This is a genomic window from Aequorivita sp. IT1282 (assembly GCF_058068205.1).
This window is the reverse complement of record NZ_JBYRHR010000003.1, coordinates 94,090-112,706: the sequence shown is the minus strand read 5'-3', so window position 1 is coordinate 112,706 and position 18,617 is coordinate 94,090. Positions and strand designations below refer to the sequence as shown.

The window sequence follows — 18,617 nt, the reverse complement described above, 5'->3', positions numbered from 1 at the left end:
AATTAATCGATGAAACTACTACTCACCCACATAAAAGAACTACTTCAAGTACGCGAAGATTGCCCTTCAAAACTTAGTGGCGTAGAAATGAAAGAACTCCCAACGCTAAAAAACGCATGGGTGTTTATAAACCACGGCATAATTGAAGATTATGGCACAATGGATAAAATGGGGCCGCACCAAGGTTTTAAAACTTTGACTTGCAGTGGAAAAATTGTACTTCCCGCTTGGTGCGACAGCCATAGCCACATAGTTTATGCTGGCAATCGCGAACAGGAATTTGTAGATCGAATTAATGGCTTCAGTTATCAGGAAATTGCAGAAAAAGGCGGAGGAATTGTAAATAGTGCAAAAAAACTACAAGAAACTTCGGAAGAAGATTTGTACCACCAATCTGCCGCACGATTAGAAGAAGTGATGCGTTTGGGAACTGGCGCAATAGAAATTAAAAGCGGTTACGGACTTACCACCGATGCGGAACTAAAAATGCTTCGCGTGGCAAAAAAGCTAGCCGAAGAATACCCAATTACAATCAAAACAACATTTTTGGGAGCGCACGCCATTCCCACAGAATTTAAAGGCAATAAAGAAGGTTATCTGGATTTACTCTGTAACGAAATGCTTCCAAAAGTAGCTAAAGAAAAGCTCGCCGAATATGTAGATATTTTCTGTGAAGAAAGTTATTTTTCGGTAGCAGATATGGAACGAATTCTTACTGAAGGGAAAAAACACAACCTAATTCCAAAAGTACATGTAAATCAATTTAATAGCATCGGCGGAATTGCGGCAGCAGTAAAACACAATGCATTAAGCGTAGATCATTTGGAAGTTATGACGGATGAAGATATTGCTGCGCTTCAAAACAGCGAAACTATGCCAGTGGCGCTTCCCTCCTGCTCCTATTTTTTAAGTATTCCATACACTCCCGGTCGAAAAATAATTGATGCAGGACTGCCTTTGGCGCTTGCAACCGACTATAATCCTGGTTCTACACCAAGCGGAAATATGAATTTTGTGGTAGCAACGGCCTGCATAAAAATGCGACTTACGCCTGAAGAAGCCATAAATGCTGCAACTATAAACGGTGCGTATGCAATGGGATTGAGCAATACCCACGGCAGTATAACCCGAGGAAAAGTCGCCAACCTCATCATTACAAAACCAGTACCTTCTTACGGATATCTGCCTTATGCTTTTGGAAGTAATTTAATAGATTCTGTAATTATTAAAGGCAAAGAGGTAGAATGAGTTTTCTAAAAATATATTCTGAAAAAGATATAGCTTCCTATTTAAAAAAACGAGGTGGTGAAACTAAGTTTGGCGAAAAAGTAGGCTTTGTTGAAAAGCTTGAAGATTTAAAAAATCATACCGCTAAATATGTGCTTTTAGGAATTCCTGAAGATATTGGTGTTCGTGCAAACTATGGAAATCCAGGAACTTCAAAAGCTTGGGAAACCGCATTGGGAAGCCTTTTAAATATTCAACACAATCATTTTACAAATGCTGAAAACGTAATTCTTTTGGGTGAAATAGACTGCGAAACTCAAATGAAGCAAGCTGAAAGTATTTCGAAGGAAGAACCTCATTATGCCGAAGAACTTGGCGAACTCGTTACCCAAATAGATCACAAAGTTTCAGAAGTTGTAAAATCAATTGTTGAAGCTGGAAAGTTTCCCATAATCATCGGTGGCGGCCACAACAACAGTTTTGGGAATATAAAAGGCACTTCCGAAGGATTAGAAAAAGCAATCAATTGCATCAATTTTGATGCGCATACAGATTTTCGGTCTTTGGAACATCGTCATAGCGGCAACGGGTTTTCGTATGCTTATGTAGATGGATTTTTAGATAAATACTTCATCTTCGGACTTCATAGAAATTATACTTCAGAAGCTGTTTTTAATTCAATGGAAAAGAATTCGCACAGAGTGAATTTTAATCTGTTTGAAGATATTTCTATCCTTCAAAAACTATCATTTTCCGAAGCATTAAAAGAAGCAGAAAATTTCTGTTGTAACGAAAACTTCGGAATAGAATTAGACATGGATGCCATTGAAATCATGGGCAGCAGCGCAATCACGCCCAGTGGATTTACGCTTACTGAGGCCAGAAAATTTGTTTCATATTTTTCTAAAAACAGCAACGCTTGTTACCTTCATATTTGCGAAGCTTCACCATCTGCTGGAGTTTTTCCGAATCAAATTGGTAAGGCGATTGCTTATTTGGTGAGTGACGCAATTAGTTAGAAATTTAGAAAATAGTTCGGAAATTCATAAAAAGGCAAAATAAATTAAAGCATTCTTAGTATCTTCATTCAAAAAATATGCTTTATGAAAAGTCTACCCTATATTTTACTTGCTACAATATTACTTATAGCTTGTAAAAATAATTCCGAAAAAATTGCGGAAGACACCTTAAACACGCCATTAATCGAAGTTGACAATGGTGACACCAGTACAAATAAAGGATTAACGATTACTCCAATAGAGCATGCCTCCATGGTTCTCGATTTGGATGGAATTGTAATTTATGTTGATCCGGTAGGAGGCAAAGAATTGTTTTCAAAAAATACTCCTCCCAATTTAATTTTAATAACTGACATCCACGGCGATCATTTAGACGTTCCCACTCTTGAAGGAATAGTAGTAGAAAACACAAAACTGATAGCTCCAAAAGCAGTTTTCGACAAATTGCCGAAAAATCTTCAAAACAAAACACACGTTTTAAATAATGGTGAAAAAACTTCAGATTTCAATATAACTTTTGAAGCAATTCCGATGTATAACCTTAGGACAGAGGCTTTAAAATTTCACGAAAAAGGACGCGGAAATGGATATGTTCTTGAGAAAAATGGCGAGCGAATTTACATTTCTGGCGACACCGAAGATATCCCCGAAATGCGCAATCTTCAAAATATTGATATCGCTTTTGTATGTATGAATTTACCATACACAATGACGGTCGATAAAGCTGCCGAAGCAGTTTTAGAGTTTAAACCAAAGACCGTTTACCCCTATCATTACCGCGGAACAGACGGTTTAAGTGATGTTTCAAAATTTAAAACGTTGATAGAGGCTGGAAATCCTCAAATAAATATTACACAGCTAGATTGGTATCCAATTAAATAATTTCAAATTTTAAATATTTATGATGAATAATTACAAATCAAATTTTAAATCTATTCTAGGTTTAACCTTGTTTTCGGTATTTTTTATTTCAGCTTGTAAAAATAATTCTGAAGAAAAAGTAGTCGAAAAGGAAACCGGAAAGATGGAATATCCGGCAGAATGGATGTATAACCAACGCGCCTATCCCAACAACTACATTAATAAAGATGCTTATAAAGAAGCCGTTTTTCAGTCCAAACAAATACTCGCAAATAGATCTCCAGAAATGGCTGGTGAATGGACATTTGTTGGTCCGTTAAATACCGGCGGAAGGGTTACCGATGTTGCTATTGCACCAGATAATGACGACCATCTTTACGTTGCTACTGCCACTGGCGGAATTTTTAGAAGTTACGATGCAGGTGCAAACTGGACTCCAATCTTTGATGAAGTAACAAAACCTTCCATTGGCGATATTGCCATTGCTCCTTCCAACGCACAAATAATTTATGCCGGAACCGGTGAAGCCAATGGAAGCGCTACGGATGGTGCTTATTTTGGCGATGGAATTTACAAAAGTGAGGATGCTGGTGACACTTGGACTAATGTAGGTTTGCCAGAAAGCAACCACATTGGTCGTTTAGTTGTTGATCCCACAAATCCGAATCGCGTTTTTGCCGCGGCCACTGGCGAATTGTACGGTAAAAACAACGAACGTGGAATTTATAGAACTACAAATGGTGGTGGAAACTGGGAACAGGTTCTCTTCGTGACAGATTCAACGGCGGCAATAGATGTGGCGATGAATGTAGCAAATACAAATATTATTTATGCTGCTATGTGGGAAAGAACCCGCAAACCTTGGCAACGCGATTATGGCGGGGTAACTTCTGCAATTCATCGTTCTATGGATGGAGGAACAACTTGGTCAGCATTAGGAGCCGCGAATGGTTTGCCCGCGCCAAATGTTCAAACGGGTAGAATTGGAATTGCTGTTTCAGAATCTGATCCCTCAACTGTTTATGCACGTTTTACGACTAATGAAATTACCAATGAATTCAATGGCTTATATAAATCAACAGATAATGGAGATAACTGGACGCAAGTAACCACAGCCGGGACACTCAGCGGAATAGATGCAAACTTTGGTTGGTATTTTGGAAACGTTCGCGTTAACCCAACCAATTCAGCCGAAGTATATGTTGTAGGTTTTGAAATTGCAAAATCTACCAACAGTGGCGCTTCGTGGCAAACATTACCGGGAATGCATGTTGATCATCACGCCCTAGATTTTTCTAGAACCAATAGTGACTTCATGCTCTCAGGAAATGATGGCGGCGCATATTTTTCTAATAATGGCGGAAGTAGTTGGACTAAGTTTGTAAACCTTCCCATAACGCAGTTTTATAATATTGAAGTCGATTATCAGCATCCTGAAAGGCTTTATGGGGGAACCCAAGATAATAACACCATACGCACACTTACAGGCGGACTTGATGATTGGAACTCCATAATTGGAGGCGATGGTTTTCATGTAAATGTAGATCCAATTGATAATAGTTTTGTTTACGCAGAATCACAATACGGGAATCTGCGTCGTTCAACCAATGGTGGATCGTCTTTTCAAAATGGAACTAACGGAATTAGTGGTAGTGATCGCGTAAACTGGAACACACCTGTGATTCTTTCCCCTTTTAATCCAGAAAAAATGTTTTATGGTAGTAACAAGTTATATACATCAACAAGAGCGGTTTCTTGGTCTGCCATTAGCCCAGATTTAACTGATGGCCTTCACCCGAGCGGTTCATTGGCGTTCGGAACACTTACTGCAATTGCGGCTTCATACAATAATCTGGACGTAATTTATACAGGAAGCGATGATGGAAATGTAAACGTTACTTTCGATGGTGGAACAACGTGGACGGACGTTAGCGCTGGTTTGCCAGATCAATACATTACTTCTATCGCAATGGTCCCTAGTGATGATATGACTGCCTATGTTGCCGTTTCTGGCTTTAAATATTTGGACTATACGCCACACGTTTTTAAAACTATAGATGGCGGGCAAAATTGGACAGATATATCATCCAATCTACCAAATATTCCAGTGAATGATATCATTACCTATCCTGCCGAAAACATACTGTTTGCCGCAACCGATCTAAACGTTTGGTATTCTAAAGACGACGGTGCTAGTTGGGCGATTTTAGGAAATAATCTACCAATGACGGTGGTTATGGATTTAAAATTTCACGAACCCACGAAAACACTTTATGCGGGAACATTTGGAAGAGCAATGCACAGTTATGATGTGAGCGATATTTTAGGTGTTGATGAAAATGAATTGACCTCAAATTCAATTAAAATTTATCCAAATCCTGCCACTACAGCGTTTACGATCTCACAATCGCTTTCTGCAAAAGGAACTATTCAACTTTTTGATGTTTCAGGGAAAAAGATAAAGGATTTGTTCAGCGGAAATTTTGGAACGAATAAAAACATTACTGTAAAAACCGATGGTCTTGCCGCTGGAATTTATTTAGTAAAAGTAAATAGTGGGAAACAATCTGTTACGAAGAAACTTATAATTAATTAATAAACCTATTGTCTGGTCGAGCGTAATCGAGACCTAATTTGCAGTTCTCGACTGCGCTCGAACGGACAATTTACTGCTTTTCACAAAGCACTCCCCAAATAGAAAGTGCATTCTTCGATGTATTTATTTTTACATTTTCTTCATCGATTACTTTAAAATCTGATGCATTTGCATATTGTGCATCAAAAATTGCAGCTAGTGAAAATTTAGGGTTTTTAAAATTTAAAGTCTTCCAACTTCCGTCTGAAATATAAGTTCCTTTTTCAGAAATTCTTATAGCTTTCTCGTCTGTTTCCGGCTGTGGAATACTGTTGAAATCAAATTTAAAAGTGTTGTTTTCAAAAAGTTGTACTGAAATTGAAGCAACTCCGTTTCCTAAACTTTTATAGGAAACAGCTTCACTTTTCCCCAAAACAACTTCTTTAGATTCCTTGGATGAGTTCACTGCAGTTTTTTTACTTCCGCAAGATGAAATGGTTATCACCAAAGCAATTAGAATTATATTTTTCCACATAATTTAGCGTATCAATTTTTTGTATTTAATTCGCTTCGGCATCAAATCGCCACCCAAACGTTTCTTTTTATTTTCTTCGTATTCACTGAAACCGCCTTCAAAATAATATACTTCACTATTTCCTTCAAAAGAGAGAATGTGCGTACAAACTCTATCTAAAAACCAACGGTCGTGACTAATAACTACGGCACAACCTGCAAAGTTTTCTAAGCCTTCTTCAAGTGCTCGCAGCGTATTTACGTCCAAATCGTTCGTTGGCTCATCCAGTAAAAGCACGTTGCCTTCTTCTTTTAAAGTCATTGCGAGGTGAAGTCTATTTCGTTCACCACCAGAAAGCATCGAAACTTTTTTGTTCTGCTCGCTTCCACTGAAATTGAAACGACTTAGGTAAGCGCGTGAGTTAACTTGACGGCCTCCCATCATTATCAATTCCTGACTATCACTGAAATTTTCCCAAATGGTTTTATCTGGGTTAATGTTTGAGTGTGCTTGATCTACATAGGCAATCTGCGCCGTGTCACCCACTTCAAAAGTACCTTTGTCGGGCGTTTCTTCACCCATAATCATTTTGAAAATGGTGGTTTTACCAGCACCATTCGGACCAATAATTCCAACAATTCCCGCTTGTGGTAATTTAAAGTTTAAATCTTCATACAGCAATTTATCGCCAAATGCTTTTGAAACACCTTTAGCATCAATAACATTGGTTCCCAAACGCGGACCGTTCGGGATGTATATTTCCAGCTTTTCGTCTAATTGTTTTTGATCTTGGCTTAAAAGTTTGTCGTAATTCTGCAAACGCGCTTTTTGTTTTGTTTGGCGTCCTTTCGCACCTTGGCGAACCCATTCTAGCTCACGCTCTAAAGTTTTTTGTCTTTTCCCAGCTGTTTTTTGCTCCTGTGCCATACGTTTAGATTTCTGATCTAACCAAGAAGAATAATTCCCTTTCCACGGAATGCCTTCTCCCCTGTCTAATTCTAAAATCCAACCTGCAACATTATCAAGAAAATATCTATCGTGCGTTACGGCAATTACGGTTCCTTTATAGGCAGCCAGATGATGCTCTAACCAGTGTACACTTTCTGCATCCAAGTGGTTTGTAGGCTCATCGAGTAAAAGTACATCGGGTTCCTTTAGTAAAAGTCTGCACAAGGCTACTCGTCTTCTTTCTCCACCTGAAAGCACACCTATTAATTTATCGGGCTCTGGCGTGCGCAAAGCATCCATCGCAATTTCTAATTTGGTGTCTAATTCCCAAGCATTGGTAGCGTCAATTTTATCTTGAAGCTTTGCCTGCTTTTCCATTAGCTCGTCCATTTTTGCAGGGTTTTCATAAACCTCTGGCAAACCGAACATATCGTTTATTTTGTTGTATTCATCTAGAATATCCACAACTTCCTGTACGCCTTCCTTTACAATTTCTAAAACGGTTTTAGTTTCGTCTAGTTTAGGCTCTTGTTCAAGATAACCTACGGTATAACCTGGTGCGAAAACCACATCGCCTTGGTAGTTTTTTTCTTCACCGGCAATAATTCGCAATAAGGTAGATTTACCACTTCCGTTTAAACCGAGGATACCAATTTTGGCACCGTAGAAGAAGCTTAAATATATATTTTTAAGAACTGGTGTTTGTGCATTTTGATAGGCTTTTGTTAGCCCAGACATTGAGAAAATTACTTTTTTATCGTCGCTCATTTTTAATAATTCGTTAATTCGTTAATTTGGAATTTGTTAGTACAGGAGTGTATTCATGGATTGGCAGCAATTGCTTAATTATTAGCCATTGTAATTACACAATAAACATTTATTAAACCCTGCCTTTCAGCGCATTAAAAACCCACGCATTAGCAAAAAAGCCTATCCCCACTGAAGCAAAACCCCAACCGGCAACATCGTCATAACGAAAAGCACCCAACGCAATTAAAACGCAGCCCATAATTATCATTACAAACGTGGCCCAAGCTAGTACCGTATTTTTATTCATACTCATAGTTAAATTCTTTTATTTTTTTACTCTGCAAATTTAAGCGCAAAAACAAATATCGGCAATATATCGTAGAATTTCGTTAACAAAATGTCATAGTTGGAAAAAGAGGAAAGAAAAAAGAGGAAAGAAGAATGATAGATTTTACTTTAGTTATGGAAGTGAGTTCGCTGCATTTCGTATTTTTGCCCAAACTTATTTTTCCGATGGATTTAAACTTCAACAAAAACGAAGATCACAATAAATTACTAGTTTCAGATTTAAGAAACAAACTTGCTAAAGTTAAGCTTGGCGGAGGCCAAAAACGAATAGACAAACAACACGCGCAAGGAAAGCTTACGGCTCGCGAACGTATTACATATTTACTGGACGAAAAGAAACCGAGCATTGAAATCGGCGCTTTCGCTGGGGATGGCATGTACGAGGAACACGGTGGCGCTCCCGGCGGTGGTGTGGTTGTGAAAATTGGTTATGTGAAAGGCAAACAGTGCATCGTTGTTGCCAACGACGCCACTGTAAAAGCTGGCGCATGGTTCCCTATTACTGCTAAAAAGAATCTTCGAGCTCAGGAAATTTCAATCGAGAACCGCCTACCAATTATATATTTAGTAGATAGTGCAGGAGTTTATTTACCGATGCAAGATGAAATTTTCCCCGATAAGGAACACTTCGGAAGAATTTTTAGAAACAATGCTGTAATGAGTAGTATGGGCATCACGCAGATTGCAGCCGTTATGGGCAGTTGTGTTGCAGGTGGCGCATATCTTCCTATTATGAGTGATGAGGCTTTAATTGTAGACAAAACTGGAAGTATTTTTCTTGCAGGAAGTTATTTGGTAAAAGCGGCAATTGGCGAAAGCATCGACAATGAAACCCTTGGAGGCGCAACAACCCATTGTGAAGTTAGCGGCGTAACTGATTATAAAGCAAAAGACGACAAAGACGCACTCGATAAAATAAAAAACATTTTTTCTAAAATTGGCGATTTTGATAAAGCTGGTTACAATCGCGAAAAAGCTGTAAAACCAAAGGAGAAGCAGGAAGATATTTATGGTTTACTACCAAAATCGCGTGCTGAACAATACGATATGCGCGAAATTATAAAACGCCTTGTTGACGATAGCGATTTTGAAGAATACAAAGAAGGTTACGGCCAAACAATTTTAACCGGTTATGCACGTATCGACGGTTGGGCAGTGGGAATTGTCGCTAACCAACGTAAGTTAGTGAAGACTACGAAAGCAAAAACGAAACCGAGCGAAATGCAATTCGGCGGTGTAATTTATAGCGACAGTGCAGATAAAGCCACCCGATTTATAGCCAATTGCAACCAAAAGAAAATTCCGTTGGTATTTTTACAAGATGTTACCGGATTTATGGTGGGCAGTAAAAGTGAGCACGGCGGTATTATTAAAGACGGTGCCAAAATGGTAAATGCCGTTAGTAATAGTGTAGTTCCAAAATTCACTATTATAATTGGTAATAGTTACGGTGCAGGAAATTATGCAATGTGTGGAAAAGCTTACGACCCAAGATTAATTGTAGCTTGGCCTAGTGCCGAACTTGCAGTTATGAGCGGCAACAGTGCGGCAAAAGTATTACTTCAGATTGAAACTGCTTCCTTAAAAAAGAAAGGTGAAACAATCACTCCCGAAGTTGAAAAAGAAATGTTCGATAAAATAAAAGCGCGATACGACCGACAAATTTCGCCATATTTCGCAGCATCAAGAATTTGGACCGATGCTGTAATAGACCCACTCGATACTCGAAAGTGGATTTCTATGGGGATTGAAGCAGCCAACCACGCACCTATTGAAAAGGCTTTTAATATGGGCGTTATTCAGGTATAATTAGCAATCTCATTGTTTAGATTATAAATTGAATTTTTCCACATTATTATTAATGACTAAAAAGCATAAATGGATTTAATAGAAATTACTGGTAATATAAGGAGGCATCCGTGGGAAATAGCTCGAAAATTAATTGTCCACAAATTTATTTCTAAAGTTAAAAAGCAAAATATTAAAATCTTGGACGTAGGCAGCGGAGATGCTTATGTGGCTGATAGCTTTACTTCAACATTTGATAATTGTCAGTGTTATTGCGTAGATACGGGCTATACTCCTGAACTCATTAATAAATTTAAAGCTGATTTCAACAATAAAAATTTAAACCTTTATCCTTCGCTTAATGATGTAAAAATCGATTCTATTGACATTGTTACTTTACTGGATGTAATTGAGCACGTGCCCGACGACGTTGCTTTTTTGAAACAAATAATCGGTCACTCTTATATTAATGATGACACTCATTTTATAATTACTGTGCCCGCTTACCAGACGCTTTTCAGTAAACACGACGATTTATTAAAGCATTACAGAAGATATAATCTTAAGAAATTAAAGAAAACAATAAAAGCCTGTGATTTAAAACCAATTGAGAGTGGATACTTTTTTTCATCTTTAACAATTCCGCGGATTGCGCAACTTGGTTTGGAAAAAATAAAACCAAATAACAATAAAAATCCAGAGAATTTAGGCGAATGGAAAGGCGGAAAACTAAAAACATCTTTCGTGAAAAACATTTTATTACTTGATTATAAAATAGGAAGCGTTTTAAAATATGTAGGTATTAATTTGCCTGGATTATCCTGTTATATGATTTGCAAAAAAAATACTCCATAAATTTCGACTCATTGGATAACCTCATTAAAAATATAAACGTTTTATTTATTATTCCCTGTTATAATGAGGAATTTAGGTTAAAGGCGGAAGCTTTTTTACATTTTGAAAGTGAGAATCCGAATGTACATTTTCTGTTTGTTGATGATGGAAGTGAAGATCAAACCTCGAAAGTTATTGAAAATCTGTGCAGCAAAATGACTCACGCAAATGCCCTTATTCTCGATAAAAATATAGGAAAAGCAAATGCGATTAGAAGTGGCGTTTTAGCTTCGAAGGAAAATTTAAGTGATTTTGAATTTATCGGTTATTTAGATGCAGATTTGTCGGTTCCGCTTGAAGAAATAGCTGACTTTTTAAAGATACTTCAGAAGAATAAAAACATTAAGTTTATAATGGGCGCTCGTATTGCACGTATGGGAGCTAACATAAAACGTATACGCAGCAGGCATTATCTGGGTAGAATTTTTGCAACCTTAGTAAGCGTGTTGCTGAAAGAACCAGTTTACGACACCCAATGCGGAATTAAGCTGATTCATTCTTCTGTGGTTTTTGAACTTTTTAAAGATGAATTTATAAGTAAATGGCTGTTCGATGTAGAATTACTATTTCGTTTTAAATTATTTTATCCGAATAACGAGAACGCCCTTTACGAACAACCATTAACGAATTGGACCGATGTTCCCGGGTCTAAACTAAACTTAAGTAATTTTTTAATCGCCCCAATTGAACTATTTATAATCTGGAAGAAATATCGAAAAGTATCCAAAAAGCCAATATAACCTAAATAAACCCATTGTAAGTTATGCAAAATAATACGCCTCCAGCTACTCCAAAAACATTTTTGAAAACGTTTTCTATAATACATTTTGCGCTTGTAATGGGCGTGTCGCTTTTTGCTGTAGTTACATATATGATAACTGAAAATCAAAAATTTTCAATAGATTATTCTGGTGATGTTATGTTCTTCGTGGTTCCTTTAATGGGCATTGCAGGAATAGTGGCAGGGAATTTTCTCTACGGAAACACTCTAAAAGGATTGGCTTCAAAAAATACTTTAAAGGAAAAACTGATCGGCTTTCAAACAGCGTCCATTATAAAATATGCACTTTTGGAAGGCCCTGCACTTTTGGGGATTGTAGCTTTTATGAATGAAGGAAATCAGTACTTTTTAAGTATTTCATTATTTCTTATCGGTTGGCTATTAATGCAAAGACCTACCCGAGACAAGGTTGAAAGAGATTTGATGTTGGAAGGCGCTTTAAAAAGTGAATTTCGGCAGGAAGACAAGCCAATGGTTTAAAGATTACTTCAATAAAAGCATTTTCAAAACCTCAGCACGTTTTATTTTCCCTGTTTCAGTATAAATAAATTGCCGCGTTGTATAAACTTTTTTGGGCTTTTCATAAGTTGAAAGAGCTTCGAAAATTTCGGAATATTCTTCCAGTTTCAGCTCTTTATCACTTTCAACAATTAAAATAACCCGCTGGCCCAATGCCTCGTCTTTTTCGGAAGCGATAAAAAATGGTTTATTTATGTGCAGCGAGAGTTTTTCTTCCACCGCTTCTGGGTGAACCTTTACGCCGCCAGTGTTGATTACATTATCAATTCTTCCCAAAAATTTAAACGAAGTTGGAGAAATTAATTCCACTACATCATTTGTTGAAACAGATTCTTCAGATATTTCGGGAGCTTGTATTTGCAAACAATCATTTTCAGTTTGTGAAAAATTTACTTTCGGTAGCGCGCAAAAAATAGTAGATTTTTCGGCACCATTTAATGGTCGGACAGCAATATGACTAATAGTTTCAGTCATTCCGTAGGTCGCAAAAACACTTGTGGAAATTTGCTGAAGTTGTTGTTCTAATTCAGCAGAAACTGCTCCTCCACCAATAATCAGTTTTTTCACTTTGTGCAAATCTGCCAAAGAATGAAAAACCTGATACGGAACCATTGCCGTAAAATCGAAATCGTTATCCTGCTTTTCCAAAGGGAACTTTTCGGGTGCGGCGGTGTGTATATCCCAACCCGCAATCATAGCACGCACTAACATCATTTTGCCTGCTATATATTCTGAAGGAAGACATAGTAATGCTTTGGTTTCTTCCCTTAAATCGAAATAGGTTACCGTGGCTGTAGCACTATTAAAAACGTGTTCTTTTTGAAGTTTAATTTCTTTGGGAACGCCCGTAGAACCGGAAGTTTTTACAATTATAAAATCATTATTGTCTAGCCATTCCAAAATGAATTTTCCAATAGCTATTTCATCACTTTCACCATTTTCAAGAAGTTGTTTTGCCCGTTCCATCAAAACTTCAACGGAAGAAAATGTTTCGCCGTTGAATCTAAATTTAGGATGTAGCACGTTTTTCACTATTCAATAAAAGTTGATTGTTGTGTACTTTCTTCATCTAAAACAATGGGCTCTTCAACTTTTCCGAAAAGCTTCCCGCTCCAGTCGGTCCATTTATAGCGATACGCCATAATTAGCAAAAAAATTGGGTATAAGATTAAAACCGGCGCAATTACGTCAATACCGGCTGTTGGTTCTGAAACATCTTTTAAAATGGAATTGGTTTTAAATACAGTCCAATCTGCCGTTACCAACAGTGCAGAAATTAAGTTATTACCCGCGTGAAAGCCCAGAGAGAGCTCCATTCCTTCATCCATTAGCGTCATTATTCCAAGGAAAAATCCTGTCCCTATGTAATAAATCATAATTATGTTGCCTAGTTTATCAACCTCTGGATTTGCTAAATGCAGCCCTCCAAAAACCACCGAAGTAATAATCAACGGCAACCATCGGTTTTTAGCCAAAACACCTATTCCCTGCATTAAATAACCACGAAAAAGATATTCTTCAAAACTGGTTTGTAACGGTATCATTATAACGGCAATTACTGCTAAAATTATAAATGGAACTAAGTCAAACTGCACAACATAATCTTGGGGATTGTTGTAATAATCAAGCCATGTAACTAATAAAGTTGTTATTGTAATAATTCCAAAACCGAAAAATACACGTCCCCAATCCGTTTTTTTACGAGACGTGGTAAGCTCCACAAAAGGTTGCTTGTGAAGGTAGCGCACCACTAAATAAATAGCCACTAAACCAACAGCAAAACTGAGCAACATCAGAAATAACGTAAGGTTTGAGTCTAAAACGGTAAGCAAAAGGTTTTGATCTTGAAGTGCATCCATGCTGCCGCCTTCCGAAATTGTTTTAACAAGTACCGCAACAATTAAAGGTATTGTTCCTATTTGGCTAGCAATAATAATGATGACGAATCCTACCAAATAGCGCCACCAATCGTGAAGAGATTTAAAAGCTTGTTTTATATACATTTTTTGATATTAGATTTTAGAAATTATATTATAAATAAAGTATTAAACTTGAAAGTCCCAATTAGCCGTTGGAACGTAATGCAACGCGCCATTTTTAACTTCCAGCGGACTTTCAATATTATTTGTGTAAAGGCTGCCCGTGCCCAAACCTTGCGGCAATTTACTGTTTTTTGTAAAGGTGTATTGCGAAATAGCGCTCAAACCAATATTACTTTCTAAGGCTGAAGTAATCCACCAACCTGCATTGTGTTTTTCGGCGAGCTTAATCCAAGAGTCGCTTCCGCGGAAACCACCAATTAATGAAGGTTTTAGAATTATATACTGTGGTTTTATAGTATTGAGCAATTCGTTTTTATCCACTTCAGAAATCACGCCGATTAGCTCTTCGTCCAATGCAATTGGAAGCGGCGTTTCTTCACAAAGTCGCGCCATTTCTTGCCATTGCGCTTGTTTTATGGGTTGTTCAATGGAATGCAATTGTAAATCTGAAAGCACTTTTAGTTTTTCCAAAGCTTCTTTATGTGAAAAAGCGCCATTTGCATCTACACGCAATTCTACTTCTTGCGCAGAAAATTCTTTACGGATAGATTTTAAAAGTTCTAGTTCAGTTTTAAAATCAATGGCACCAATTTTCATCTTTATACAAGTGAAACCTTGCTTTAGTTTTTCTGAAATTTGTTCTTTCATAAAAACTTTATCGCCCATCCAAACCAAGCCGTTTATAGCAATTGATTTCTCGCCACGCGTAAATTCCGAAGGAAATAATTCAAAAGGATTTGCTGATTGCAACGACTTAAAAGCTGTTTCTATCCCAAATTGAATTGAAGGGAATTTTTCTAAGTCTTCGTATAATTTGGCTTCACCTAATGAAATATTATCACAAACCCATTGTAGCTTTTCTTCGTAATCTGGACGGTCGTCGATGCTTAAACCTTTCAATAAACCACATTCGCCCACGCCAAAGCCTTCGTCATTTTTCAAAATTAAAAAATACGTGTTTTTGGTTTTCATAACACCTCGCGAAGTTCCGCTGGGACGTTTAAAATTTAGAATGTGTTTTTGAAAATTGGCTGTCATATTTTTCTCTTAGCAGTTTATAATTGTAGGCGCGCGATAGATCGCGCACCTACAATAAGTTTTTGCGACATTTCGAACAAATTATAATTCAATAGATTCACCAATTTCAAGCAGCATCAAATCTTTATTTGCATCGTAAAACTTGCGTTTTGCATCTTCGTGGTCTATTTCAATATAGCCGAAAGTATCGTAATGCACACCCAAAACTTTATCGCATTGTACAAAATCACTAGCGATTATGGCGTCGTCTACACCCATCGTAAAATTATCGCCAATGGGTAGAATTGCCAAATCTAACTTAGTGTACATCGGGATTAGTTTCATATCCATAGTTAATGCGGTATCGCCAGCAATGTAAATATTTTTGTGTTCACCTTCAATTACAAACCCGCCGGGTTGTCCGCCGTAACTACCATCTGCGAAACTGCTTGTGTGAATTGCGTTTACATATTTTACTTTACCGAATTCAAACTTCCAACTTCCACCGTGATTCATTGGGTGAACTTCAATGCCTTTTGGTTCGTAATGATTTGTAATTTCGAAATTGCTTACGATAATAGCGCCCGTATTTTTTGCAATTTCTTCGGCATCCAATGTGTGATCTTGGTGTGCGTGGGTTAAAAGAATATAATCTGCTTTTAAATCGGCGACTTTAATCTTGTCTTTTGCAAGGTCGTTTCCAGAAATAAAAGGATCCACCAGAATGTGTTTCCCCTTAATTTCGATACCGAGACAATTTTGACCGTAGAAGGTAATTTTCATAGAAATATTTTTTATTACATAAATATACTAAACAAGATTGCAAACAAAAAAGTGCTGAGTGCAACCTTTTTCAATTCGCTGTCGAGCAGCATTGGGACTGTGTTTATAAAAACCGTTTTTATATTTAAAAGAAAAGGAATAAATGCAATTAGATATACAAATTGAAGTGGTTCGCGATAATTAATAACCGTATAAATAATTGCACAAATCATTCCGAATAGCAATAAAAACGCGTGATATCGTTTTGATTTTTCGCTGCCTAATTTTACAACCAGGGTATTTTTTCCTGCCGCTGCATCGTTTTCTATATCGCGCATATTGTTCAAATTTAGAACTGCCGTGCTGAAACAACCAATAGCAATTGCGGGTAGTAATAGATGCCAATTAATATTATGAGTAAACAAATAATTGCTTCCTAAAACGCTTAATAATCCAAAAAAGAGAAATACAAAAACATCGCCAAAGCCAGAGTAGCCGTACGCTTTTTTTCCCACGGTATATTTCACTGCCGCAATCAAGGATACAATTGTAAGATTGAAAAACACAAATGAAATAATAAAGTTTTGGTTTCCGAAGGCCAAGAAAATCAAAATAGTAGCCAAAAAGAATGTGATGATTCCTGTGATAAACATTCCAGTTTTCATCTGATTTGGTGTGATAATACCAGAAGCTACCATTCGTCTTTCTCCCTGTCTTTTAGCGTCTGTTCCGCGTACGCCATCACCATAATCGTTAGCAAAATTTGATAAAACTTGAAAGCCGACGGTTACTAAAATAGCAAGCCAGAACAAAGGTGATTCTAAAACAGTTGTCCCTGCTAAGCAAACTGTTCCTCCATATTCCATATCCAATTGAACTGCTAAGAGATTGGTTTTCTCAAAAATCCCCGCACTCGCCCCAACAATAATCCCCGAAACAGAAAGCGGCAGCGTTCGCAATCTCGCAGCGGCAAACCAGGCTTTAATTTTTTTCATTCAATATATTTTTGAAGCTGCAAAAATACGTTTTAAAATGGGGTGCGGCAATTTTTTGGAAAGTGGTGTTTTCTGAATTGTTTTTCTATATTCGTAATCAGAATAAAACATATGAAAAACTCAAATATCCACAGTATTGCTTTGTTATTGCTTCGTCTTGGTTTTGGCGGAATGATGCTTACCCATGGAATTCCAAAACTATTAAAAATGCTTTCGGGCAATTTCGCTTTTGGAGATCCAATTGGAATTGGCGAAACAGCTACTTTAGTATTAGCGATTCTTTGTGAAGTGTTTTTTCCAATTCTCGTAATTATAGGTTTTAAAACACGCTTGGCTGCAATTCCTGTAATTATTACAATGGCTGTTGCCGCATTTATCGTTCACGCAGCAGATCCATTAGGAACAAAAGAAATGGCGATTCTTTATCTAATTGCATTTACTGTAATTGCTCTTTTAGGAGCGGGGAAATATTCTGTAGATAGGAAATAAGTGAGCAATCTTTAAAAAGAGAAATTATTAAATTCTTCTCAGAAAGTCTTAATTAAAAATCTTGACTAGCAATTCTTTCAGCAAATCGCCTTGCGGAAGATTGGCGGCGCCCACTCCTTTACTTTTCATATCTATATCGCGGATTGCACTAATAATAGCGCTTACTTTTTTCATTGGGTAATTGCGAGCAGCGGTTTGATAATCTTTAATAAAAAACGGATGTACCCCTAAAGCTTTTGCGGCATCGCCTTTATTTGAAAGTGCGTGGTATTTCAACAATTTAGCAAAAAAACCGTAAAGCAGTGCCACCGTCATCACCAACGGATTGTTTTTGGGGTTTTGAGAGAAATATTGAATAATGGCAAAAGCCTTTTTAATGTCTTTATTACCAATGGCATTCTGAAGTTCAAAATTGTTGAAATCCTTACTGATACCGATGTTTTCCTCAATTAATTGTGGCGTAATCTGGTCACCAGCTTTTAAGATAAGTTGAAGTTTTTCTAGCTCGTTGTTTACTTTGCTTAAATCGTTACCCAAAAATTCAACCAACATCTGCGCGGCTTTTGGCGTAATGGTGTAACCTTTTCCGGCTAAAACACGTTTTATCCAGTCTGGCACTTGATTGTCGTACAGTTTTTTGCTTTCAAAAACGACGCCCGTTTTAGCAACAGCTTTGGCTAGTTTTTTACGTTTGTCTAGTGTTTTATATTTATAACAAAGCACCAATATTGTTGTAGGCTGGGGGTTTTCGGCATAACTCACCAAATTCTCAATTGTACGCGAAAGATCCTGCGCCTCCTTTACAATTACAACTTGCTTTTCAGCCATCATTGGGTATCGCTTGGCATTGCTTATAATATCTTCCACCGAAACATCGCGTCCATAAAGCACCATTTGGTTGAAACCTTTTTCTTCTTCAGACAAAACATTTTCTTCAATATATTTCGAAATTCCGTCAATATAATATGGCTCCTCACCCATCAAAAAATAAATGGGTTTGGTTTTTCCGTTTTTAATATCGGTGATTATGGATTTTACTTTGTCGAGCGGCATTGGACGATTTTGTGTCTGTTCGAGCGCAGTCGAGA

The 18,617-nt window shown here is 37.3% G+C and carries 18 protein-coding genes; 9 read left to right on the top strand and 9 right to left on the bottom strand.

The window, feature by feature from the left end; all coding sequences use genetic code 11:
• Positions 1-9 precede the first annotated feature (9 nt).
• From hutI to AC3RVG_RS07350, 4 genes are all read left to right on the top strand, one after another.
• The gene (gene hutI, locus AC3RVG_RS07365; protein WP_489690806.1) at positions 10-1,248 is read left to right on the top strand and encodes an imidazolonepropionase; all 1,239 of its coding nucleotides are present in this window, start codon (positions 10-12) and stop codon (positions 1,246-1,248) included.
• Positions 1,245-2,246 carry a formimidoylglutamase gene (locus AC3RVG_RS07360; RefSeq protein WP_489690805.1) on the top strand — a complete coding sequence of 334 codons (1,002 nt, stop codon included), beginning with the start codon at positions 1,245-1,247 and terminating at the stop codon, positions 2,244-2,246. Before hutI ends, AC3RVG_RS07360 begins: the two co-directional genes overlap by 4 nt.
• Positions 2,247-2,330: 84 nt before the next feature.
• The gene (locus tag AC3RVG_RS07355; protein WP_489690804.1) at positions 2,331-3,128 is read left to right on the top strand and encodes an MBL fold metallo-hydrolase; all 798 of its coding nucleotides are present in this window, start codon (positions 2,331-2,333) and stop codon (positions 3,126-3,128) included.
• A gap of 19 nt (positions 3,129-3,147) precedes the next feature.
• Positions 3,148-5,703, top strand: coding sequence for a T9SS type A sorting domain-containing protein (locus AC3RVG_RS07350; RefSeq protein WP_489690803.1), 2,556 nt, complete (start codon positions 3,148-3,150; stop codon positions 5,701-5,703).
• Positions 5,704-5,773: 70 nt separating this feature from the next.
• On the opposite strand, the gene AC3RVG_RS07345 is transcribed toward AC3RVG_RS07350, so the two are convergent.
• From AC3RVG_RS07345 to AC3RVG_RS07335, 3 genes are all read right to left on the bottom strand, one after another.
• Positions 5,774-6,217: a hypothetical protein gene (locus AC3RVG_RS07345; protein ID WP_489690802.1), complete on the bottom strand. Its 444-nt coding sequence runs from the start codon at positions 6,215-6,217 to the stop codon at positions 5,774-5,776.
• 3 nt (positions 6,218-6,220) lie between these two features.
• Complete coding sequence (ettA, locus tag AC3RVG_RS07340) at positions 6,221-7,912, bottom strand: energy-dependent translational throttle protein EttA (protein WP_489690801.1); 1,692 nt, start codon at positions 7,910-7,912, stop codon at positions 6,221-6,223.
• 112 nt (positions 7,913-8,024) lie between these two features.
• Positions 8,025-8,207: a CAL67264 family membrane protein gene (locus AC3RVG_RS07335; RefSeq protein ID WP_489690800.1), complete on the bottom strand. Its 183-nt coding sequence runs from the start codon at positions 8,205-8,207 to the stop codon at positions 8,025-8,027.
• Positions 8,208-8,407: 200 nt separating this feature from the next.
• Here AC3RVG_RS07335 and AC3RVG_RS07330 point away from each other — a divergent pair, with 200 nt between their 5' ends.
• The 4 genes from AC3RVG_RS07330 (at position 8,408) to AC3RVG_RS07315 (ending at position 12,185) form a co-directional block, all read left to right on the top strand.
• Positions 8,408-10,051: an acyl-CoA carboxylase subunit beta gene (locus AC3RVG_RS07330; RefSeq protein WP_489691203.1), complete on the top strand. Its 1,644-nt coding sequence runs from the start codon at positions 8,408-8,410 to the stop codon at positions 10,049-10,051.
• Between the two features lie 69 nt (positions 10,052-10,120).
• Positions 10,121-10,885, top strand: coding sequence for a class I SAM-dependent methyltransferase (locus AC3RVG_RS07325; protein WP_489690799.1), 765 nt, complete (start codon positions 10,121-10,123; stop codon positions 10,883-10,885).
• An 11-nt stretch (positions 10,886-10,896) separates the two neighbouring features.
• Complete coding sequence (locus tag AC3RVG_RS07320; protein WP_489690798.1) at positions 10,897-11,664, top strand: glycosyltransferase; 768 nt, start codon at positions 10,897-10,899, stop codon at positions 11,662-11,664.
• Positions 11,665-11,687: 23 nt separating this feature from the next.
• Positions 11,688-12,185: a hypothetical protein gene (locus tag AC3RVG_RS07315; RefSeq protein ID WP_489690797.1), complete on the top strand. Its 498-nt coding sequence runs from the start codon at positions 11,688-11,690 to the stop codon at positions 12,183-12,185.
• 3 nt (positions 12,186-12,188) lie between these two features.
• Here AC3RVG_RS07315 and AC3RVG_RS07310 read toward each other — a convergent pair whose 3' ends face one another.
• The 5 genes from AC3RVG_RS07310 to menA all read right to left on the bottom strand — a co-directional run bounded on the left by AC3RVG_RS07310 (position 12,189) and on the right by menA (position 17,040).
• Positions 12,189-13,256: an AMP-binding protein gene (locus AC3RVG_RS07310; RefSeq protein WP_489690796.1), complete on the bottom strand. Its 1,068-nt coding sequence runs from the start codon at positions 13,254-13,256 to the stop codon at positions 12,189-12,191.
• Positions 13,256-14,227: a CPBP family intramembrane glutamic endopeptidase gene (locus AC3RVG_RS07305; RefSeq protein ID WP_489690795.1), complete on the bottom strand. Its 972-nt coding sequence runs from the start codon at positions 14,225-14,227 to the stop codon at positions 13,256-13,258. Before AC3RVG_RS07305 ends, AC3RVG_RS07310 begins: the two co-directional genes overlap by 1 nt.
• A gap of 42 nt (positions 14,228-14,269) precedes the next feature.
• Positions 14,270-15,304: an o-succinylbenzoate synthase gene (locus AC3RVG_RS07300; protein ID WP_489690794.1), complete on the bottom strand. Its 1,035-nt coding sequence runs from the start codon at positions 15,302-15,304 to the stop codon at positions 14,270-14,272.
• 81 nt (positions 15,305-15,385) lie between these two features.
• On the bottom strand, positions 15,386-16,066 hold the full coding sequence (locus AC3RVG_RS07295) for a metal-dependent hydrolase (protein WP_489690793.1): 681 nt from the start codon (positions 16,064-16,066) through the stop codon (positions 15,386-15,388).
• Positions 16,067-16,080: 14 nt separating this feature from the next.
• Entirely contained in the window at positions 16,081-17,040 is a 960-nt protein-coding gene (gene menA / locus AC3RVG_RS07290) for a 1,4-dihydroxy-2-naphthoate octaprenyltransferase (protein ID WP_489690792.1), read from the bottom strand.
• A gap of 111 nt (positions 17,041-17,151) precedes the next feature.
• Here menA and AC3RVG_RS07285 point away from each other — a divergent pair, with 111 nt between their 5' ends.
• Entirely contained in the window at positions 17,152-17,529 is a 378-nt protein-coding gene (locus tag AC3RVG_RS07285; protein WP_489690791.1) for a DoxX family protein, read from the top strand.
• A 48-nt stretch (positions 17,530-17,577) separates the two neighbouring features.
• On the opposite strand, the gene holA is transcribed toward AC3RVG_RS07285, so the two are convergent.
• Positions 17,578-18,582 (bottom strand): DNA polymerase III subunit delta, encoded by a 1,005-nt coding sequence (holA, locus tag AC3RVG_RS07280; RefSeq protein WP_489690790.1) that lies wholly within the window; start codon positions 18,580-18,582, stop codon positions 17,578-17,580.
• Positions 18,583-18,617 lie beyond the last annotated feature (35 nt).